A 20,636-nucleotide genomic window follows, 5' to 3' on the forward strand; every position below is an offset into this window, starting at 1 on the left:
GCGTAGCCTGGCCAGAAAGCGGCAAGATCAATAGGATGCATGGTGACAGCAGGGTGCAGGGGTTGGTGTGTTTGGCGACTGCCAATTTACCTGCATCCCTGACTGTCAATCCTCTCTTTCCCACGATCCCGCGAAGAACCAATAAAAAGGCTCTGTAGCAAAACTGTGTTGCAGGCTGCTTTTGTAGGGTGGGTTAGTGGCGCTGAGGCTCGTGATGGGCGGCATCACGCAATTCGGGCGCCGCGTAACCCACCCTGCGTTTTACCGCGTTTTATGCACCGTATAGCTGTTCGGGATGACTCAACAGATAACGGGTACATAGCCAATAAAAAGGGAGGCCTAGGCCTCCCTTTTCACTGCGATTTGCCGGCTTAGTCAAACAGGCCAAAGGTCAGGTAACTGAACCAGGAGCGGCTTGCTTTTTCTTCGCTGGTACCTGCTTTAAGGTCGTCTGGGATCTGCTCTTCGGCATCTTCGTACTGGCGAATCACATCCTGGCTGGCGCGGGTTTCGCCCGGCGGCAGCGGGGTGTCGGTTTCGATCAGGCCCAGCGTGGCCTTGGCCAGCCAGGAGCGGCTGTCGGCTTCTTCTTCGCGCGGGACGAACTGGCCGTCGATCAGGCTCGGGTGTTCAGGGTAGTTGAGCTTGAGGGTTGCCAGGCTGGTGGCGGCCAGGTCATCCAGGGTCAGGCGCTGGTAGGCTTCAGTCATTACTGCCAGGCCGTCGCCGACTGCTGGGGTTTCCTGGAAGTTCTCCACCACGTAACGGCCGCGGTTGGCAGCTGCCACATAGGCGTTGCGCGTCAGGTAGTAGTGCGCCACGTGAATTTCGTAGGCGGCCAGCAAATTGCGCAGGTAGATCATGCGCTGCTTGGCATCTGGTGCGTAGCGGCTTGTGGGGAAGCGGCTGGTGAGCTGGGCGAACTCGTTATAGGAGTCGCGGGCGGCGCCCGGGTCGCGCTTGGTCATGTCCAGCGGGACAAAGCGGGCAATCAGGCCGCGGTCCTGGTCGAATGAGGCCAGGCCTTTAAGGTAGTAGGCATAGTCGACGTTGGCGTGCTGCGGGTGCAGGCGGATAAAGCGGTCGGCTGCGGATTTGGCCGCTTCCGGCTCAACGTTCTTGTAGTAGGCGTAGATCAGTTCCAGCTGCGCTTGCTCGGCATAACGGCCGAACGGATAGCGTGACTCCAGCGCCTTGAGCTTGGCCACGGCGCTGGTATAGCTACTATTGTCCAGGTCGGCTTGTGCCTGCTGGTAGAGTTCGGTCTCGCTCAGATTTTCGTCGACCACCTGTTTCGATGAGCAGGCGGCAGTGAGGGCGAGGATTGCGATCAGCAGCAGGTGTTTCACTTGCATGGCGGCTTGCGTCCCTGTGACGGCGGCTGTCTTGAGCAAAGCCGTCCTGTTATGATGAGCGCCCCCGGTACCCCTGGGGCAAAGACGCCGTATTTAACCACAAGCGTGTAGCCGAAACCAAAAGCTATGCCCCCTCTGTTGCCGAGCATGTCCTCTATTAATAAGCAGATCATTGAACTGAACGCCGAGGTGCCCTATGAAATGGGCGGTCAACGCCTCGATCAAGTCGCCGCACTCCTGTTCGCCGAGCACTCGCGTTCGCGTCTGTCTGCCTGGATCAAAGAGGGTCTGCTGACCGTCGATGGTGAGGTGTTGCGCCCGCGCGACATCGTCCACGGTGGTGCATTGCTGGCGCTGAACGCCGAGCAGGAAGCTCAGGGCGAATGGATCGCCCAGGACATCGCGCTAAACATTGTCTACGAGGACGAGCAGATTTTGGTGATCGACAAGCCCGCTGGCCTGGTCGTGCACCCGGCTGCCGGGCATGCCGACGGCACCTTGCTCAACGCCTTGCTGCACCACGTACCGGACATTATCAATGTGCCGCGCGCTGGCATCGTCCATCGCCTGGACAAGGACACCACCGGCCTGATGGTCGTGGCCAAGACCATCGAGGCGCAGACCCGCCTGGTCGACCAGCTGCAGAAACGCTCGGTCAGCCGTATCTACGAGTGCATCGTAATCGGCGTGATCACGTCCGGCGGCAAGATCAACGCGCCGATCGGTCGTAGCTCTTCGCAGCGTCAGCGTATGGCCGTGAGCGATGGTGGCAAGCCAGCGGTCAGCCATTACCGGGTGCTGGAGCGCTATCGCTCGCATACCCATGCGCGGGTCAAGCTGGAAACCGGCCGCACCCACCAGATTCGCGTACACATGAGCCATATTGGTTACCCGCTGGTAGGCGATCCGGTCTACGGCGGGCGTTTCCGTATTCCGCCGGCCGCCAACCCGAGCATGGTGCAGACGCTCAAGGAGTTCCCGCGCCAGGCCTTGCATGCGCGTTTCCTGGAGTTGGACCATCCGATTACCGGTGAGCGGATGAAATGGCAGTCGCCATTGCCGGATGACTTCGTCTGGTTGCTGACGCTGTTGCGCCAGGACCGTGAGGCCTTTATTGGCTGAAAAGTTGGCTAGCACAGCGCTGGGAAACAGGGAGCAAGGTGACAGGATGCACGACTGGCTGACGCCGCAATGGCCCGCACCGGCAAGAGTGAAAACCAGCGTCACCACCCGCAGTGGGGGTGTCAGCGTTGCGCCGTTCGACAGTTGCAACCTGGGTGAGCATGTTGGTGATGACCCCAACGCGGTGTTGAAGAACCGTCAACGCTTGGTCAGTCTGCTCGGCTGCAAGCCCGCCTGGTTGCAGCAGGTGCACGGTGTTGCGGTGGTTGAGGCCAATCCTGCGCGGGTGCTCGAAGCTGACGCCAGTTGGACCAGCAAGCCAGGCATTGCCTGTACGGTAATGACCGCCGACTGTCTCCCTGCGTTGTTCTGTGACCGTGCCGGCAGCCGGGTTGCGGCAGCCCATGCCGGCTGGCGTGGGCTGGCTGGCGGGGTGCTGGAAGCCACTCTGGATCAACTGGCAGTGCCGGCGGATCAGGTGCTGGTCTGGCTGGGGCCGGCGATTGGGCCGCAGGCCTTCGAGGTGGGCGCGGAGGTGCGTGACGCCTTTGTCGCCCAGCATGGGCAAGCCGCAGCGGCATTCCAGCCCAGCGTCAATGCGGGCAAATTTATCGCCGATATCTACCAGCTGGCGCGCATTCGTCTGGCTGTCCGTGGCGTTGAGGCGGTCTACGGCGGCGATTTTTGCACCTTCAACGACCCACGTTTCTTCTCCTACCGCCGCTCGGCACAAACCGGGCGCTTTGCCAGCCTAATCTGGCTGGGCAACTGATCCCCAGGTGCTGCCTCTGCGGCACTGTTGCGGCAAATGATCCAGGTCAACGCTGCTCGGCTTGAAACCCGCACAATCGGCCTCATCTACTCTTCATCCGCAGGCTTTCTGTTTGGGCGCGATTCAGTGCGCCGGCCTGCCACCACCACGAGGGCTGATTGTTTATGCGTATTGATCGTTTAACCAGCAAATTGCAACTCGCGCTCTCCGATGCGCAGTCCCTGGCCGTTGGCCTTGACCATGCGGCCATCGAGCCGCTGCACCTGATGCAGGCCTTGCTTGAACAGCAGGGTGGCTCGATCAAGCCGCTGCTGATGCAGGTCGGCTTTGATGTGAATAGCCTGCGCCTGGCCTTGGGCAAGGAGCTCGATCAACTGGGCAAAATCCAGAATCCCTCCGGCGACGTCAATCTGTCGCAGGATCTGGCGCGCCTGCTCAATCAGGCTGACCGCCTGTCGCAGCAAAAGGGCGACCAATTTATCTCCAGTGAGCTGGTGCTGCTCGCCGCGATGGATGAGAACACCAAGCTGGGCAAGTTGCTGCTCGGTCAGGGCGTCAGCCGTAAGGCGCTGGAAAACGCCGTGACCAATCTGCGCGGTGGCGATGCGGTAAATGACCCGAACGTCGAGGAAAACCGTCAGGCCCTGGATAAATACACCGTTGACCTGACCAAGCGCGCCGAAGAAGGCAAGCTCGACCCGGTGATCGGTCGTGATGATGAAATCCGCCGCACCATTCAGGTGTTGCAGCGCCGCACCAAGAACAACCCGGTGCTGATCGGCGAGCCGGGCGTGGGTAAGACGGCGATTGCCGAAGGCCTGGCCCAGCGCATCGTTAACGGCGAAGTGCCGGATGGTTTGAAGGACAAGCGCCTGCTGTCGCTGGATATGGGCGCGCTGATCGCGGGCGCCAAGTTCCGCGGCGAGTTCGAGGAGCGCCTGAAAGCCGTGCTCAATGAGCTGAGCAAGCAGGAAGGGCGGATCATCCTGTTTATCGACGAGCTGCACACCATGGTTGGCGCCGGTAAGGGCGAAGGCTCGATGGACGCCGGTAATATGCTCAAACCGTCGCTGGCGCGCGGCGAGCTGCACTGCGTCGGCGCGACCACGCTCAACGAGTACCGTCAGTACATCGAGAAAGACGCGGCGCTGGAGCGGCGCTTTCAGAAAGTGCTGGTCGATGAGCCGAGCGAAGAAGACACCATCGCCATCCTGCGCGGCCTGAAAGAGCGCTACGAGGTGCACCACAAGGTGGCCATTACCGACGGCGCGATTATCGCTGCGGCCAAGTTGTCGCACCGCTATATCACGGACCGTCAGCTACCGGACAAGGCCATCGACCTGATCGACGAAGCGGCCAGCCGCATTCGTATGGAAATTGATTCCAAGCCTGAAGTGCTCGACCGTCTTGAGCGGCGTCTGATTCAACTCAAAGTTGAAGCCCAGGCGCTGAAGAAAGAAGACGACGAGGCGGCGATCAAGCGCCTGGCCAAGCTCAACGAAGACATTGCGCGGCTGGAGCGCGAATACGCCGACCTGGAGGAAATCTGGAAGTCGGAAAAGGCCGAGGTGCAAGGCTCCGCGCAGATTCAGCAGAAGATCGAGCAAGCCCGTCAGGAGCTTGAGGCGGCGCGGCGCAAGGGCGATCTCAATCGTATGGCCGAGCTGCAGTACGGGATTATTCCGGACCTGGAGCGCAGCCTGCAGATGGTCGATCAGCACGGCAAGAGCGAGAACCAGCTGCTGCGCAGCAAGGTCACCGAGGAAGAAATCGCCGAAGTGGTGTCGAAGTGGACCGGTATTCCGGTGAGCAAAATGCTCGAAGGCGAGCGCGACAAGTTGCTGAAGATGGAAGGCCTGCTGCACCAGCGGGTGATCGGTCAGGACGAGGCTGTGGTCGCGGTGGCCAACGCCGTGCGGCGCTCCCGCGCCGGGCTGTCCGATCCAAATCGGCCGAGCGGCTCGTTTCTTTTCCTCGGTCCAACCGGGGTCGGTAAAACCGAGCTGTGCAAGGCGCTGGCTGAGTTCCTCTTCGATACTGAAGAGGCGTTGGTGCGCATCGACATGTCCGAGTTTATGGAGAAGCACTCCGTAGCGCGGTTGATCGGCGCGCCGCCGGGCTATGTCGGCTATGAAGAGGGCGGTTATCTGACCGAAGCGGTGCGCCGTAAGCCCTATTCGGTGATCCTGCTGGATGAGGTGGAAAAGGCCCATCCGGATGTGTTCAACGTGCTGTTGCAGGTGCTCGAAGACGGGCGCCTGACCGATAGTCATGGTCGTACCGTGGACTTTAAGAACACCGTGATTGTGATGACCTCCAACCTCGGCTCCACGCAGATTCAGGAGCTGGTCGGTGATCGCGAGGCGCAGCGGGCGGCGGTGATGGATGCGGTGGGCACCCACTTCCGTCCTGAATTTATCAACCGTATCGATGAGGTGGTGATCTTCGAGCCTTTGGCCCGCGATCAGATTGCCGGTATTGCGCAGATCCAGCTGGGCCGTTTGCGTCAGCGTTTGGCTGAGCGCGAGCTGAGCCTGGAGTTGTCCGATGAGGCCTTGGACAAGCTGATCGCCGTTGGTTATGACCCAGTCTACGGCGCCCGGCCGCTCAAGCGTGCGGTACAGCGCTGGATAGAGAACCCCTTGGCGCAGCTGATTCTGGCCGGCAAATTCGCTCCCGGTAGTAGCGTGACGGGCAGGGTTGAGGGCGATGAGATTGTCTTCAGCTAAGCGGCGCCGGCCTCAATAGGGCTGTCCAATAAAAAACACCCCGGTTCAGTTTGCGCTGATCGGGGTGTTTTTCTTGGGGCGCATTACAGATGCTTGAGCAGAATTTCCAGCGCTGCTGCCTGGTCTTCTGCCAGATCAATAATGTGAAAGCCGGCCCAGCAGTGCTGGCCGTCGGCGCCGGGGCGGCTCCACAGGCAGTCGGCCCCCAGGGTTATTTCGCACACGCCCTCAACGTCTTGCTCGCTGACCAGGCGGCACTCCACCAGCTCGTCGGCGGTCAGCGGGGTGTCGCTGAACAGCATAAAGCCATCGGCGGACAGGTCGACCACACGACCCAGGCGTTGCCCGGTGTGCAAGTCGAAGACTTCCAGCTGCACGTCGGCGTTATGCCGGCTGTGCAGGCGACGTTCGTCATCCATAGGAGTTCCTTATTCTTGGGGCTCAGCCGTGCGCCCGGTAAAACGCTGGAGCACGCGGTAAATGGCGGTAAGGGCACGGTCCACCAGCGGCGCACCTCGTTCGGGGGTGACGATGCGCGCCAGCCCTTGTTCCATTTCAGTGGCCAGTTGGGTGAGTGGCTTGATTGCCACGCGCTGGCCGCTTTGGTCGACAAACATATAGTTGCGGGTTGTCGGGCTGAACCAGGACAGCTTGAGCGTGCGCACCTGTTCGCCATTGACGAACTCGAACCAGGTGCCGAACTCGATATGCCCCAGCTCCTTGGCCAGCGCCTGGGCGCGGGCCGAGAGTGTTGATTCGCGCGGTGCCAGGGTCGCCAGTGCGGCGTCTTCGCCGAGCATGGCGCCCAACGGACTCTCTGGCAGCGTCGGTTTGAGTTGGGCAGCGACCTGCGGCTGTTTAGCCTGTACGGCGTGCTGGCAGGCCACCAGGTCCTGCAGCAGGCGGCGGATGCCGTCCTCGTGGTAGCCGCCGAGCAGTTGCAGGCCTTTGCGCAGGTCTTCGAGCAGCGGCACGCGCAATTTCTGCAGGCGTTCGCTGCCCGCTTCGTCGAGCAGCGTGCCGCTCCAGGCCAGTTGTTCGGCGGCTTCACAGGCGCGCTGCCATTCCGAGCTCTGTTCGCCGTTGCGCAGCAGTACGAATACCAGCACATCGGCCCAGGTCAGTTCGAGGAAGTTGCGGATGATGGTCGGTGGCTGGCGATTGTTCAGGCTATTGGCGATTGCTTCGACCGCGCGCTGGCGCGCACCAAGCAGTTTGTCGCGACCTTTGGCGGCTTCCACCGCGCGGCGCTCGCGCAGTTCGACCTTGTGCCTGAGGGTGGCAACGAATTCGTTGAACTCCTCCAGCAGGCCGTCAAACAGTTGCAGGTCACCGAAGAAGTCATGAATAACCCGCTCGACCACCCACTGCATCTTGGCTAGCAGGCCGCGCTCATCGCCGTCGCCGCCATACAGTACGCCGGCTTGGGCCATGGCATTGAGCAGGCGGCGGGCAGGGTGATGGTGTTGGGTGAACAGGGCTTTGTCCTGCAGCGCCACTTTGAGATAAGGCGTGTGCAGGTGGGACAGGGTGGTCTTGCAGCTGTCCGGCAGGTTGTCGTCGTCGAGGATAAAGTCGAACAGCATGCCGACCAGGTCGATCACGTCAGCTTCTTGATCGGAAACCTTCTGCTGACCAGGCAGCTCGCTGTGGGCTTCCAGCTGTTGTTGCAGATCCGCCTTGAGACCTTCGACCTGTTGCGGGCGACTCAGGCGCTGTGACAGGTCGTTGGCCGATTGCTGCTGCATGCGGTTGAGCGCATCCAGCAGGGCCGAGGCGCTGTAGGTGCTGGTCGCCTCGCGCGGGGTGAAGCTGGCAATGCTGCGGGTACCGCCAAGCAGCGGCGCGTCAATGTCGCGCTGGCGGTGTTCGCCCAACAAGGCCGCCAGGCTGCCCAGTAACTCCTGCGGGTCACTTGGCGGCGGGCCGCTCAAGTCTGCGCTAGCGGCGTTATAGGGTTGCCCTTGCGGCTGCGTAACGGTTGCAGAGCTGCTGGTGCGGTTCTCGGTCGTTTGGTCGGCCTGCGCGGCGGGTGTGGCCTTGGGGCGTGCCGGCGGGTTATTGCGCTGCGCGGTGTACTTCAGGTTAGGCAGTACGCCGGCATCAATCAGGCGCTGATTCAGCGCGGCATAGATGCTGTCCAGGCTTTGCATAACGTGAGTGTCAAACAACGTGTAAAGGATGACCTTGATCCGCAGCGGAAACGGGCAGGGCGTCAATGCGTCGCGAAAGGCCTGGGCAATCATCTGCGGGCCGAAGGGGTTGATGTCCTCGCCGAGTTTCTGGCCGTTATTCAGCAGCGCCAGGCGTTGCTCGAGGGCAAACAGCGGTTGCGCACAGCGCGCCTTGACCCGGCTGACCATATTGGTGACTTGCAGGCTTTCTTCATAATCCTCGTTCTGCACCAGGGCCATCTGTTCGGCGTCCAGTTCGCTGGCGCTGGGCGGTGGCTTGAGCTTGCCGTCGAGGAAGTCGGAGAAGTTCTGCGCAATCTGCTGGTGGTAGCTGCGTTCTATCTGCGGGCGCTGCCGGCGGATCTCGCGCATGTTGTCGAAGAACAGGGTTTGCACCTGATTGTTCTCGGCTTTTTCGGCGCACTCAAACAGCGTGTCGTCGACTTGGGCGAAGACTCCAGTCAGGTGTTCGGCCAGGCGGTTCATCACCAGTTTTCGACAGCTTTGCACCAGGTCGCCGAAGCGCGGCTGGATACCCCGGCTGGCAAGGGTTTGCACTGAGCCGGGTGGATTTGGCGGTATGCCCTGGTTACTCATGGACTTTCCTGGCTGGAGCCTTACGGCTGGTGCGTCCTGCAATGAATACAGACATAGGGAAGATATAGCAGCCACTCACGCAGCTGCAAATCATTGTACTAAAAGCAATTTAAGGGGTTGACAGGCGCGCGCGGAAACGTAAAATGGCGCGCCTCAGACACGGGAAACGATTTAACAACCGGCTCCGGTTTCTGAGAAAGGAAGCAAGTAGTTCCGCGATAGCTCAGTCGGTAGAGCAAATGACTGTTAATCATTGGGTCCCAGGTTCGAGTCCTGGTCGCGGAGCCAATCTTTCATCGGGGTATAGCGCAGTCCGGTAGCGCGCCTGCTTTGGGAGCAGGATGTCGGGAGTTCGAATCCCCCTACCCCGACCATTTTTGGGTCGTTAGCTCAGTTGGTAGAGCAGTTGGCTTTTAACCAATTGGTCGTAGGTTCGAATCCCACACGACCCACCATTTCAAGCATGCTTGAATGATAAAAAACCCGCCTAGTGCGGGTTTTTTATTGCCTGCGATTTATGGCGGTAACCTTTCGGGCGCGTGAATATGTAGGAGCGGCCCATGGCTGCGATTATCGCTTCGCGGGCATGGCCCGCTCCTACGGGCCTGCAGATATACCTCAGTGCAGCTTAAGACGCGGCTCAGTGCTGCGGCCGATGCGGTCGCCAAGCATCATCAACAGTGTGCGGGTCACGCCATACAGGGCGATCTGGTGCATGCGGTAGAGCGACACATAGAACATTCTGGCCAGCCAGCCTTCGAGCATGACGCTGCCGGTCAGGTTGCCCATCAGGTTGCCGACCGCCGAGAAGGTCGACAGCGAGATCAGTGAGCCGTAATCGCGGTAGCGGTATTCCGGCAGCGTTTTGCCCTCGATGCGCAGTTTCAGCGATTTTGCCAGCAATGAGGCTTGCTGATGCGCCGCTTGTGCGCGCGGCGGTACGTTGCGCCCTTCGCTGCCGGGTTGTGGGCAGGCGGCGCAGTCGCCGAAGGCAAAGATGTTGTCGTCCAGAGTTGTCTGCAGCGTCAGGTGTACTTGCAGCTGGTTGATGCGATTGCTTTCCAGGCCGTCCAACTCTTTAAGGAAATCAGGTGCGCGAATACCAGCGGCCCAGACTTTCAGGGTGGCCGGAATAACCTGGCCTTGCGCGGTATGCAGCGCTTCGCGAGTGACCTGGCTGACGGCAGCGGCGGTGAGTACGGTTACGCCGAGTTTCTCCAGGGTCTTATGCACGGGCTGGCTGATCCGCTCCGGCAGGGCAGGCAAGACCCTGGGGCCGGCTTCGATCAGGGTGATGCGCATGTTTTCCGGGCTGATCCGGTCCAGGCCATAGGCCGCCAGTTCGCGCGCGGCGTGGTGCAATTCGGCGGCCAGTTCCACGCCCGTGGCCCCGGCGCCGACGATGGCGATGTTGATCAGCTCGGTGGTTTCACTCTGGCTGGCGTGGGCGCGCAGGTAATGGCTGAGCAGCTGGTGATGGAAGCGTTCGGCCTGCTCGCGGGTGTCGAGAAACAGGCAGTGTTCGGCGGCGCCCGCAGTGCCGAAATCATTGGTGGTGCTGCCCACGGCGATGACCAGGCTGTCATAGCTCAGCTCGCGCGCAGGCATCAGCACCTGGCCGTGGTCGTCCAGGGTGGCGGCCAGGCTGATGCGTTTTTCCGCGCGGTTGAGGTCGCACATCCGGCCTAGCTGGAACTCGAAATGATTCCACTTGGCCTGGGCCACGTAGTTCAGTTCGTCGCCGGAGGAGTTCAGCGAGCCGGCGGCTACTTCGTGCAGCAGCGGTTTCCAGATATGCGTCAGGTTGGCGTCGACCAGGGTGATTCTGGCTTGGCCGCGTTTACCTAAGGTTCTACCCAGGCGGGTAGCAAGCTCCAGTCCGCCGGCGCCGCCGCCGACAATTACGATTTGATGAGTCATCAGACACGCTCACAAGGCTTTTAAGAAAAAGTGGCGAGTCGCTGTGGGCGAGCGCAAAGCAGCTCATAGCACCAATCGACTCAGAAGACGGCTCAGCACACCCAGGCCAATCGTGACTATCACGATGATCAGCAGCAGCCGCCAAACCTTGAACGGCTGGCGCTCGACCTGATGCTGCGGAGCGCTGAGGTATTGCTCGACACGTTTTTGATCATCAGGGTTCAGGCGACTGGACATGCGTGCCTCGAATTAAGGGCCGGTAGGCAATTGACCGAAGTCGATTGCCGGCTTAAGTGGTGGGCATTCTAGCTGCGTGGCTTACAAAGGCTCAACGCGTAGGGCGTCATTCAGGCGAATAATGCCCCCTTGTAGCACGCGCGCGGTAATTCCGCCGTGGCCGCGCATGGCCTGAAAGGTGCCAAGCCCCAGGCGTTCCTCCAGCTTGGCGCAGGGTTGGCACCAGCCGGTGGTTTCCAAAATCGCCTGGCCGAGGCGAAAACGGCGGCCCTTGAGGCTGAACAGGTTGATGCCGCTGATGGCGATATTGCGCCGCAGCTCAGGCGCACTGATCGGTTGTTCGGCAGGGCGGCCCATCAAGGCGCTGATCACTGCCAGGTGTTCCCATTGAATCAGGGTGACTTGCCTGGCATTGCGCGGCCCCGGCCGACTGTGGTCGCCGGTAAGGCCGGCTTCGCGGCGTGCTTCGACGGCATCCAGCTGGATCATTTCTGCTCGCGAGGCAGGGCGCACGCCAATCCAGCGCACGCAGCCTTGTTGCGGCACGGTTGCAAGCAGTTCGTGCAAAGGGCTCACAGGCTGATGCCTACGTCGAACAACACCGAACGACCGAGGTTGTGGCGCAGAAAGTCTGGAGCGTCCGGATGGGCGAACAGCACGCGGGCAAAGGTCGGGCCGACCAGTGACAGCGAGCGCCAACCCTGGCGGAGAAACTCGGTCGGCGGCGGGAAGTGGCTATTGAAGTCCGGCACGGCGCGCTTGAGGTTGACGTAGGCGAGCAGGTCCAGCTCGCCCAGGTCGAGGCCGCGCTCTTTATAGTTGTGGGCTTTTTTGCGCAGGGTTGGCGTCAGCCGTTGTTGCAGCTCGGCGGCGGCGATGCGCCGTGGTTTGGCTTCGCGGCGCACCAGTTGGCTGAGGGAGAATGCGCTGCGTCGCCGCTCCAGTTCGGCGCGCCATTCATCATTCAGGCGGCGGCCCTCGTCGAGGACGAAAAACACTTCAAAGCTCGCCTCGCGGAACAACACGTCAGGCGGTTCATGGCCGGCGGCGCTGAACTCATCCAGGCGGTGGCTGACGTTCAGCGCCTGCAGCAGGCGCTGGCAGACCCAGCGCTCACGCTCCCACTTGCGCGCGTTGGAGAGAAAGGCGTTGGCTTGTTCGGCCTGGTGCGTCAACAGACGCAGGTAATCGGAGTCATCCATGGGCTCAGCTTAGCCTGCGCGGTTGGGTTGTTGGTATCCCCGGCGTGACAGGATGTTTTTCGTGTTGCTTGGCCCATGCAGCCGTTCAGTGCGTAGCCTGGATAAGCCCCGGCGCAATCCGGGGCATATTCGACGGCGCAGCTGTGGCCATGCCTTATATGGCTGATCCGCCCCGCTGGCGCGCTCCCGGACTGCGCTGCGCTTATCCGGGCTACGTCTCTGCCTTGCTCATCTTCTAATTTCGCAGGCAAGATCCGGGTTGCTGGCGCGCTCTGCCGTCGGCTTATCGGGAGAAACCATGATCGCTGCCGAACTGCTGCAGCCCGCCACGCAGCTGGCCGGCTGGTTGCTCTATCTGCCGCTGCTGTGCTGGGCGATTTGGCGTGCGCCCTGGGTTGAGCTGTGCAGTGATCTGCGCCGCCAACACCTGCTTTGCGGCACGGCGCTGGCGCTATTTGTGTTGTGGCTGGTGCGGCGGGATTTCGACTCGGGCCTGTCCTATCACTTTATCGGCATGACGGCGGTTACCTTGCTGCTGGATTGGCCCCTGGCCATGCTGGTGGGGTTGATTGCCCAGCTGGGCTTGCTGGCGCTGGGCCGGCAGGACTTGGCCGCGCTGGGCGTTAACGGCGTGCTGCTGGTGGTGATTCCCGTGTGGGTGACCGAGGCCTGCGCGCTGTGGGTCGAGAAAAAACAACCGCGCAACCTGTTCGTCTACATCTTCTGCAGCGGCTTCTTCGCTGCGGCGCTGGCTGCATTGCTGTGTATTGCGGCCGCCTTCACCTTGCTCTGGATAGATGGTCTATTCCCGATGCCGCCCTGGCTGGAGGATTTTATCGGCTACCTCTGGCTGGTGATTTTCCCTGAGGCCTTTATCAACGGCATGCTGGTGACAGCGCTGGTGGTGTTCTATCCGGATTGGCTGGAAACCTTCAACCGCACGCGCTATCTGGCCGCGCCCTGGAAGGATGATGATCTGCCGCGCTGATGGCGTGCCCTTCAGTGTTTCGATTGCGTTGCGTGGGTTGATCTAGATCAAGCTGCGCGAACGGCTATGCGCGATCTTGCATCTATCAGCAGAGAGGGCGTGAGATGGGTGGGCATCAATGGGCAAGGCAGGTAATCGAGCAGAGTTTGCAGGGCGTCGAGGCGCAGGGTTTTGATCAGGCTATGGCGTTGCGGGCATTGCTCAGCGCCGTGGTCGAGCGTAGCCGGGCAGGGCGCAACGCGGCGGATCTGGCCGCAGAGCTGCAGTTTCTCGCGGACAATCTGGATGACGAGCGCGATTACAGCTTTATGCGGCCCTGACTATTGAGTATCGCGACACGGATAATCTGCCGTTCCCGTGGGAGGGGCTTTGGCCGCGATTCCTTCGGCGCTTTCAAGTTAATCGCGGCTAAAGCACCTCGCAAGGCGCCTGGCATGGCACCGACATTTCAGGATGGTTGCGATGCGGGCGAGTTCTGCGATCTCTGTAGGAGCGGGCCATGCCCGCGATGCTTTTGCTTAATCTCGATGTGTGGGCAAGCCCGCTTCCACAGGCACAACAGCCAGTTCAGCGTGACCGTCTCAACAGTCTGTTAGTGCTCGCGCGGCGGCAACTCGCCAGAGAACACATCATCCTCTAGTGGGTTGCCGGCAATCGCATGCTCTTCCGAGGCCCAGGCGCCGAGGTCGATCAGCTTGCAGCGTTCAGAGCAAAATGGCCGGCTCGGGCTTTGCGGGCCCCATTCGACGGGCGCGCTGCAGGTAGGGCAGGCGACTAGGGTTGGTGTGCTCATGTTTGGCCTCCGCGTAGGCTCAGGTAAAAGGTGTGGAGTCGTTCCACTTCGGCTCGCAGCCAGGGCAAGTCTTGATCATTGAGCAGTACGTCATGGGCATGTCGCAGGCGCTCTTCACGGCTGACCTGGGCCTTGAGAATGGCTTGTACTTGCTCGCTGGTACTCTGGTCACGAGCCATGGTGCGCTGCATTTGCAGCTGCTCGGGGGCGTCCACCACCAGTATGCGCTGGGTTAGCTTGTGCTGGCCTGACTCGACCAGCAATGGCGAAACCAGAATGGCATAGGGTGATTCTGCACGCGCCAGGTACTGGATGATTTCCTGGCCGATCAGCGGATGCAGCAGCGCTTCGAGCCAGCGGCGCTCGTCCGCATCGGCAAAAATCCGGTTGCGCAGTGCTGTGCGATTAAGCTGGCCGTCGGCCTGCAACACATCACTGCCGAAGTGCTCGGCGATCTTGGTTAGCGCCGGCTTGCCAGGCGCAACCACCCAGCGTGCGGCATGGTCAGCATCGACCAGATGCACGCCAAGATCGATAAAGTGCTGGGCCACAGCGCTCTTGCCACTGCCAATGCCGCCGGTAAGGCCAAGAATCCAGGGTTTTGTCGTCAACGTGCGCGCTCGTGTCAGCCATCCAGGGGCGCGATTGTAGTGCAGCTGCTTGGCTGCTGGCGAACAGTAGGAGCGGGCCATGCCCGCGAAAGATATGGGCGTTTCTACGGGCCTGCTGGATGGCCAGCGGAAACGTAGCCCGGATGCAATCCGGGGCGGTGGTGATTTCTCCCGGATTGCCTCCGTGCTAAGCCTTTAGAAGGGGATTTAGCCGCGACAGCTCTTGAGCCGCTCGCCGCTAAAGCGCCTTCCACCACTGGTGGCTTGATTAGAACCCGGCAATCTGCAGATAGCTGGAAGTGATTTGCTCACCCCAAAGTAAGGCAATCCAACCGGCAATCGCCAGGTAAGGGCCGAAAGGGATGGGCGTGCTGGTCTCCGCGTTACGCAAGCGCAGCATGATCAAACCCAGCACCGCACCAACCAGCGACGATAGCAATATCGTCAGCGGCAATACCTGCCAACCACCCCAGGCACCGAGCATCGCCAGCAGCTTGAAATCGCCATAGCCCATGCCTTCCTTGCCAGTCACCAGTTTGAACAGCCAGTACACCGACCACAGGCTCAAGTAGCCGGCAATTGCGCCCCAGAGCGCATCCTCCAAGCTGGTAAACAGGCCGAAGCTATTGGCGATTAAACCGAGCCACAGTAACGGCAGTACCAGTGAGTCCGGTAGCAGCTGGTGATCAGCATCGATCAGGCTCATCGCCAGCAGGCCCCAGGTCAACAGCAACATCGCGCCAGCTTGCCAAGTAAAGCCGAAGTGCCAGGCGATAAAAGCTGACAACAAGCCACACGCTAGCTCTACCAGGGGGTAGCGAAGGCTGATGTGGGTTTTGCAACTGGAGCATTTACCGCGCAGAAACAGGTAGCTGATAACCGGAATGTTTTCCCAGGGCTTTATTTCATGGGCGCAGTGCGGGCAGCTTGAGTTGGGTAATATCAGATTGAAGGTTGCTGTCTGAGGCTCCGCGGGCAAATCCAATATCTCTCGAGCCTGGCTGCGCCAGTCGCGCTGCATTATTTTGGGCAGGCGATAAACCACCACATTGAGAAAGCTGCCAATTAAAAGACCTAGTAGCAGGCCTATACAAACAAAGGCCGGCAAATTGCCGGCCAGAAAATTGATAAGGGTCATTGTTTAGCCACCGACCACGCTGCCCAGTTGGAAAATTGGTAGGTACATGGCAATGATCAAACCGCCCACCAGTACACCCAATACGGCCATTATCATCGGTTCTATCAGCGTGGCCATATTGTCGACCATGTCATCAACGGCGTCCTCATAAAAGGTTGCCACCTTGTCGAGCATGGCATCCAGTGCTCCAGATTCTTCACCAATGGCGGTCATTTGTACTGCCAGGCTAGGGAATACATTGGTTGAGCGCATAGCAAAGTTCAATTGCACGCCGCTGGAAACATCTAGCTTGATTTTATTGACTGCATTTTTGAAGACGATATTGCCGGTTGCGCCGGAAACCGAATCGAGTGCTTCAACCAAGGGCACGCCCGCAGAAAAGGTGGTAGACAAGGTGCGAGCATAACGAGCGACTGCAGATTTATAGAGAATGTCGCCAATGACCGGTAATTTCAGCAGTGAGCGATCCAGCCAATTGCGAAAGCCCTCTGAACGCTTACGCGCTTCTTTAAAGATAAAGGCAAAGGCAAACAGGGCGACCATGATCAAAAACCACCATTTTTGTAACCCTTTCGATAGCGCCACGACCATCTGAGTAAAAGCCGGAAGTTCAGCTCCAAAACTCTTGAATACGTCCTCGAACGCCGGCACAACCTTGAGCAGCAGAATGGTGGTGACAATAACCGCTACTACGATGACGGAGATCGGGTAGGTCATTGCTTTTTTGATTTTTGCTTTGAGTGCTTCGGTTTTCTCTTTATAGGAGGCCACTCGATCAAGTAGCGTTTCTAGGGCGCCAGCCTGCTCGCCGGAGTCCACCAAGTTGCAGTAGAGGTCATCGAAATACAGGGGCTGTTTGCGCAGTGCAGAGGCGAAGGAGTTACCGGCTGCTACCTCCTCTTTCAGGTCATCCACGATTTTGCGCATATTGGGGTTTTCAAAGCCCTCGCTGATGATCTCGAAGCTTTGCAATAAAGGCACGCCAGCCTTCATCATGGTTGCCATTTGTCGAGTAAACAGGGCGATGTCCAGCGGCTTGACCTTTTTACCAGCGCTAAATAACGAGGCGGCCTTCTTGCGCACCTTGGTTGGGTTGACGCCTTGCTTGCGCAGCTGCGCCTTGACCAAAGCTGGGTTTGCGCCGCTTAACTCTCCCTTTATTTTCGCGCCTTGCTTATTGGTGCCCTCCCAGATGAATGTGCTGGTTTTTAGAGCTTTTGTCGTCGCCATGGGTTAGTCCTTGGTCACGCGGTTGACTTCTTCAAGGCTGGTCACGCCCTGCATGGCCTTGAGTAAGGCCGAAGTGCGCAAATCATTAAAGCCGTCTCTGCGCATCTGGATGGAAATATCAATGGAGTTGCCTTCCTCCATAATAATCCGTTGCAGGGCAGGCGTGTTTTTAACCACTTCATAAATACCGACACGGCCTTTGTAGCCACCATTACAATTTTCGCAGCCAGCCGGCCCATAAATCTTGAATTTGCCGATCTGATCCTCCGGAAAGCCTTCCTCAAGCAAGGCCTCTTTGGGAATTTGCACTTCTTTTTTGCAGCTATTGCACAGCTTGCGCGCCAGGCGCTGGGCGATAATCAGGTTGACCGAGGTGGCGATGTTAAATGACGGCACGCCCATATTGCGCAGGCGAGTAAGGGTCTCCGCCGCGCTATTGGTATGCAGGGTCGACATCACCATATGACCGGTTTGTGCCGCCTTTACCGCGATGGATGCGGTGTCCAGATCGCGGATCTCGCCGACCATGATGATATCCGGGTCCTGACGCAGGAAGGATTTCAGGGCTGCGGTGAAGTCCATGCCTTGCTTAGGGTTGACGTTGACCTGGTTGATGCCCTCTAGGTTTATTTCCACAGGGTCTTCGGCAGTTGAGATATTCACATCCACGGTGTTGAGGATGTTTAGGCCGGTATACAGCGAAACGGTTTTGCCAGAACCCGTAGGGCCGGTCACCAGAATCATGCCTTGCGGTTGCTTGAGTGCAGCCATGTACAGGTCTTTTTGCGACTCTTCATAACCGAGTGCGTCGATACCCATCTGCGCGCTGGCCGAATCGAGAATCCGCATCACGATCTTCTCACCCCACAGGGTCGGGCAAGTGCTCACGCGAAAATCAATCGATTTAGTCTTGGAAATGCGCATTTTGATCCGCCCATCCTGGGGCTTGCGGCGTTCGGAAATATCCAGCCCAGCCATCACTTTTAAGCGTGCAGAAATACGCGGTGCTAACTGGATCGGTGGGCGAGCGATTTCCTGCAGGATGCCGTCAGTACGAAAGCGCACCCGGTAGGTCTTCTCGTAAGGTTCGAAGTGCAGGTCGGAGGAGCCCATCTTGATCGCATCCAGCAGCATCTTGTTGACGAAGCGCACCACGGGCGCATCGTCTGCGGCATTGCCTTCGCCGCTGTCTTTGCCATCATCGTTGACGGCCTCAACATCCAGGCCGTCGAGGTCTACATCGGCTAAATCGGTCATGCCGCTGTTGACGCTTTCAAAAAATTTCTCGATGGCTTCTCCGAGCTTGTCATCCTCGACCAAAATGGCCTCGGTATTAAGCCCGGTGCTGAACTGGATATCGGTAACTGATTGGTGGTTGGTGGGGTCGGATACCGCGAGAAATAGCTTATTGCCGCGTCGCCATAGCGGTAATACGCGGTTTTGGCGTACCAGTTTTTCGCTGACCAGGTCCTTGGGTTGGCTGTCTCTATCGATGCTGTTCAGGTCGATAAAGGGCACGCCAAACTGTTCGCTGGCCAGTTCGGCCAGCGCCCGGCTTTTTACCAGTTTGCTCTGTACTAGATAGGTCACCAGCGACAGCTTATTGCGCTGGGCCTGTTGTTGAGCCTGTTGAGCGGTCTTTTCATCCAGTAGTTCAGCCAGCACCATCTGCTTGGCCAGGCCGGTTAGGGCAACGTGATCGTTCATTGCAGGCTCCATAACAATGCCTGCGTTATAGCTTAGTTGCTTCTTGCTGCCAAATGCCTGAGGCGAGGGTGACGAAAAATGGCAGTTAGTGTCCCGCTCAGTTTTTTGTGTGTCTTCAATGGATTGTGCTGCGCTTGGTAATGCGGGTCTTTAAAGGTTGGCACGCTGCCTGCATTGACGTGCTTAGGTCGTTGGGCCTGAACACATTCTGGAGAAACTGAACTATGAAAGCTCAAAAAGGTTTTACCCTGATCGAACTGATGATCGTTGTTGCTATCATCGGTATTCTGGCCGCTATCGCGTTACCGGCTTACCAGAACTACACCAAGTCGGCAGCAGAAAAGGCTTGCCTGGGTGAAGCTAAGGCGCAAGCCAGCGCTACTCTGGTCTGGACCTCCAATGGCAGCGTTGCTCTCGAAGAGCCTGTGGCCAAGAACGTTGCCTGCACCGGTCTTACAAGTTCGTTGCCAATGACTGGCACTCCGAGGACCCCAGGCGCTGCTACCACCACTTGTGATGCAAGCGCTTCCTGTAAGATAAACTGATAAGTATCGCGGTATGGCAGATTGATTAATTAAGGTGGAATTGCCGCAGGTGCTTCCACCGATTATCGCCAGTATCTGACTACTGTATGCCAGTAAAAATGCCTCGCGTTACGCGGGGCATTTTTTTACTGGCGGCGTTAATGGGTTTTCTGCTTTAGGGAGATTCACATGCGGGCTCACATGTACAAAGGTTTTACCCTGATCGAGTTGATGATTGTCGTCGCAATCATTGGAATCTTGGCTGCCATCGCCATTCCTGCATATCAGGACTACACCATTAAGTCGGCAAATCGTGCCTGTCTGAGTGAGGCGAAGAGTTATGCTGGTGACGCTTTGGTGCGACTGAATAACTCTGAAACTCCCGCAGTAGCGGTCAGTGGTGCTTGTTCGGCCTATAACGGTGTCGGCGCTACTTTGACCATGATGGGCTCATTCACGGCCACTCCTCGAGAGCCCGGTGCTGGAACAGTTACATGTAACTTGGCCATAGGCGGTGTCTGTACCCACAACTAACGCTTTAATAGTGGTGTGGGGTGAGTCTCAGGCCCCTGCCAGGGGCTTCCACCGTTTGCTGCGCGCTCCCTTGTTCAGAGGCTGAGGCGCATCGATAAATCTACTGCCTTTATATCCTTGGTCAAAGCGCCAATCGACACATAGTCCACGCCTGTCTCGGCAATCCCTTGTAAGGTACTTTCGTTCACCCCGCCCGAGGCTTCCAATTTTGCCTGGCATTGCGTGAGGGCTACGGCCTCGCGCATTTCATCCAAATTCAGCTCATCAAGCATGATGATGTCGGCCCCGGCGTCCAGTGCCTCGCGCAGCTCCTCCAAACTCTCTACTTCAACTTCCACCGGCTTGCCGGGGGCGATCTTGTGTGCGGCCGCTACGGCTTGGGAAATGCCACCGCAGGCAGCGATATGGTTTTCTTTTATAAGGAAGGCGTCATATAGGCCGACACGGTGGTTGTGGCAGCCGCCTTGGGTCACGGCGTATTTCTGCGCGAGGCGTAGGCCGGGTAGGGTTTTGCGGGTGTCGAGCAGTTTGACGTCGGTGCCTTGTACCAGGTCGGCATAGTGCTGGCAGCGGGTGGCTACGGCGGAGAGTGTTTGCAGGAAATTCAGGGCGCTGCGCTCGCCGCTGAGCAGGGCGCGAGCGGGGCCCTCAAGTTCAAACAAGACTTGGTTAGCCTCGGCGCGTTGGCCGTCCTGGATATGCCAGTGCACGGCGACCCGTGGGTCGAGTTGGCGAAATACCGCATCGACCCAGGCCGTGCCGCAGATGACTGCTGACTCGCGGGTGATAACCTTGGCATGCGCCAAGCGCTCGGCTGGGATCAGTTGGGCGGTGATGTCGCCGCTGCCGATATCCTCTGCCAGTGCGCGGCGCACGTTGGCCTCGATTTCGGTGGCGAGGTCGGCGAGGATAAGGTTAGGCATAATGGGCTCCAGTCAGCAGAATGCGCCGATTATAGGGATTGATGGGGGTTTGCGCAGTGTTTGCGGCTGTTCTCTGGCGG

At 59.0% G+C, this 20,636-nt stretch carries 18 protein-coding genes, 3 tRNA genes and 2 pseudogenes; 10 read left to right on the forward strand and 13 right to left on the reverse strand.

All coding sequences use genetic code 11. The features are described 5' to 3' along the window. Positions 1–371 precede the first annotated feature (371 nt). The gene (locus tag Q8M42_RS02625; RefSeq protein ID WP_304866381.1) at positions 372–1,355 is read right to left on the reverse strand and encodes an outer membrane protein assembly factor BamD; all 984 of its coding nucleotides are present in this window, start codon (positions 1,353–1,355) and stop codon (positions 372–374) included. Positions 1,356–1,502: 147 nt separating this feature from the next. On the opposite strand from Q8M42_RS02625, the gene rluD reads away from it, so the two are divergent. The 3 genes from rluD (at position 1,503) to clpB (ending at position 5,978) form a co-directional block, all read left to right on the forward strand. Next, positions 1,503–2,477, forward strand: coding sequence for a 23S rRNA pseudouridine(1911/1915/1917) synthase RluD (rluD, locus tag Q8M42_RS02630; protein WP_160085539.1), 975 nt, complete (start codon positions 1,503–1,505; stop codon positions 2,475–2,477). Between the two features lie 46 nt (positions 2,478–2,523). Continuing rightward, positions 2,524–3,249, forward strand: coding sequence for a peptidoglycan editing factor PgeF (gene pgeF, locus Q8M42_RS02635; protein WP_304866375.1), 726 nt, complete (start codon positions 2,524–2,526; stop codon positions 3,247–3,249). Between the two features lie 164 nt (positions 3,250–3,413). Next, positions 3,414–5,978, forward strand: a complete 2,565-nt coding sequence (gene clpB, locus Q8M42_RS02640; RefSeq protein ID WP_304866372.1) for an ATP-dependent chaperone ClpB — start codon at positions 3,414–3,416, stop codon at positions 5,976–5,978. A gap of 83 nt (positions 5,979–6,061) precedes the next feature. Here clpB and Q8M42_RS02645 read toward each other — a convergent pair whose 3' ends face one another. Further along, positions 6,062–6,397 (reverse strand): PilZ domain-containing protein, encoded by a 336-nt coding sequence (locus Q8M42_RS02645; protein WP_304866369.1) that lies wholly within the window; start codon positions 6,395–6,397, stop codon positions 6,062–6,064. Positions 6,398–6,406: 9 nt separating this feature from the next. After that, positions 6,407–8,749, reverse strand: coding sequence for a DUF1631 domain-containing protein (locus Q8M42_RS02650; RefSeq protein WP_304866366.1), 2,343 nt, complete (start codon positions 8,747–8,749; stop codon positions 6,407–6,409). 212 nt (positions 8,750–8,961) lie between these two features. On the opposite strand from Q8M42_RS02650, the gene Q8M42_RS02655 reads away from it, so the two are divergent. The 3 genes from Q8M42_RS02655 (at position 8,962) to Q8M42_RS02665 (ending at position 9,204) form a co-directional block, all read left to right on the forward strand. Next, positions 8,962–9,037 (forward strand) — tRNA-Asn (locus tag Q8M42_RS02655). Between the two features lie 9 nt (positions 9,038–9,046). Further along, positions 9,047–9,123 (forward strand) — tRNA-Pro (locus Q8M42_RS02660). A 5-nt stretch (positions 9,124–9,128) separates the two neighbouring features. Then, positions 9,129–9,204: transfer RNA gene (locus Q8M42_RS02665), tRNA-Lys, on the forward strand. Between the two features lie 163 nt (positions 9,205–9,367). On the opposite strand, the gene Q8M42_RS02670 is transcribed toward Q8M42_RS02665, so the two are convergent. The 4 genes from Q8M42_RS02670 to Q8M42_RS02685 all read right to left on the reverse strand — a co-directional run bounded on the left by Q8M42_RS02670 (position 9,368) and on the right by Q8M42_RS02685 (position 12,108). Continuing rightward, positions 9,368–10,669: an NAD(P)/FAD-dependent oxidoreductase gene (locus Q8M42_RS02670; RefSeq protein WP_304866767.1), complete on the reverse strand. Its 1,302-nt coding sequence runs from the start codon at positions 10,667–10,669 to the stop codon at positions 9,368–9,370. 63 nt (positions 10,670–10,732) lie between these two features. After that, positions 10,733–10,906, reverse strand: coding sequence for a DUF3094 family protein (locus Q8M42_RS02675; RefSeq protein ID WP_304866764.1), 174 nt, complete (start codon positions 10,904–10,906; stop codon positions 10,733–10,735). An 81-nt stretch (positions 10,907–10,987) separates the two neighbouring features. Then, a complete protein-coding gene (locus Q8M42_RS02680; RefSeq protein ID WP_304866761.1) occupies positions 10,988–11,482 on the reverse strand; it encodes an MOSC domain-containing protein in 495 nt (164 codons plus the stop codon). Then, positions 11,479–12,108, reverse strand: coding sequence for a DUF1780 domain-containing protein (locus tag Q8M42_RS02685; protein ID WP_304866758.1), 630 nt, complete (start codon positions 12,106–12,108; stop codon positions 11,479–11,481). The genes Q8M42_RS02680 and Q8M42_RS02685 overlap by 4 nt, the downstream gene beginning before the upstream one ends. 298 nt (positions 12,109–12,406) lie before the next feature. On the opposite strand from Q8M42_RS02685, the gene Q8M42_RS02690 reads away from it, so the two are divergent. Beyond that, positions 12,407–13,096, forward strand: a complete 690-nt coding sequence (locus Q8M42_RS02690) for an energy-coupling factor ABC transporter permease (protein WP_304866756.1) — start codon at positions 12,407–12,409, stop codon at positions 13,094–13,096. 104 nt (positions 13,097–13,200) lie between these two features. After that, on the forward strand, positions 13,201–13,416 hold the full coding sequence (locus Q8M42_RS02695; RefSeq protein ID WP_304866753.1) for a hypothetical protein: 216 nt from the start codon (positions 13,201–13,203) through the stop codon (positions 13,414–13,416). A gap of 272 nt (positions 13,417–13,688) precedes the next feature. On the opposite strand, the gene yacG is transcribed toward Q8M42_RS02695, so the two are convergent. The 5 genes from yacG to pilB all read right to left on the reverse strand — a co-directional run bounded on the left by yacG (position 13,689) and on the right by pilB (position 18,575). Next, complete coding sequence (gene yacG, locus Q8M42_RS02700; RefSeq protein ID WP_304866750.1) at positions 13,689–13,889, reverse strand: DNA gyrase inhibitor YacG; 201 nt, start codon at positions 13,887–13,889, stop codon at positions 13,689–13,691. Next, complete coding sequence (coaE, locus tag Q8M42_RS02705; RefSeq protein WP_304866747.1) at positions 13,886–14,500, reverse strand: dephospho-CoA kinase; 615 nt, start codon at positions 14,498–14,500, stop codon at positions 13,886–13,888. Before coaE ends, yacG begins: the two co-directional genes overlap by 4 nt. A gap of 268 nt (positions 14,501–14,768) precedes the next feature. Beyond that, on the reverse strand, positions 14,769–15,638 hold the full coding sequence (locus tag Q8M42_RS02710) for an A24 family peptidase (protein WP_304866744.1): 870 nt from the start codon (positions 15,636–15,638) through the stop codon (positions 14,769–14,771). Positions 15,639–15,641: 3 nt separating this feature from the next. Next, a complete protein-coding gene (locus Q8M42_RS02715; RefSeq protein WP_304866742.1) occupies positions 15,642–16,868 on the reverse strand; it encodes a type II secretion system F family protein in 1,227 nt (408 codons plus the stop codon). A gap of 3 nt (positions 16,869–16,871) precedes the next feature. Then, a complete protein-coding gene (gene pilB, locus Q8M42_RS02720; RefSeq protein WP_304866739.1) occupies positions 16,872–18,575 on the reverse strand; it encodes a type IV-A pilus assembly ATPase PilB in 1,704 nt (567 codons plus the stop codon). Between the two features lie 224 nt (positions 18,576–18,799). On the opposite strand from pilB, the pseudogene Q8M42_RS02725 reads away from it, so the two are divergent. Further along, positions 18,800–18,901: pseudogene (locus Q8M42_RS02725) on the forward strand (prepilin-type N-terminal cleavage/methylation domain-containing protein); the annotation flags it as partial. Between the two features lie 399 nt (positions 18,902–19,300). Beyond that, positions 19,301–19,397 (forward strand): annotated as a pseudogene (locus Q8M42_RS02730) (prepilin-type N-terminal cleavage/methylation domain-containing protein); the annotation flags it as partial. A 310-nt stretch (positions 19,398–19,707) separates the two neighbouring features. Here Q8M42_RS02730 and nadC read toward each other — a convergent pair. After that, positions 19,708–20,556: a carboxylating nicotinate-nucleotide diphosphorylase gene (gene nadC / locus Q8M42_RS02735; protein WP_304866736.1), complete on the reverse strand. Its 849-nt coding sequence runs from the start codon at positions 20,554–20,556 to the stop codon at positions 19,708–19,710. Positions 20,557–20,636 lie beyond the last annotated feature (80 nt).

It is taken from the genome of Pseudomonas sp. (assembly GCF_030684895.1).
GTDB lineage: Bacteria > Pseudomonadota > Gammaproteobacteria > Pseudomonadales > Pseudomonadaceae > Aquipseudomonas.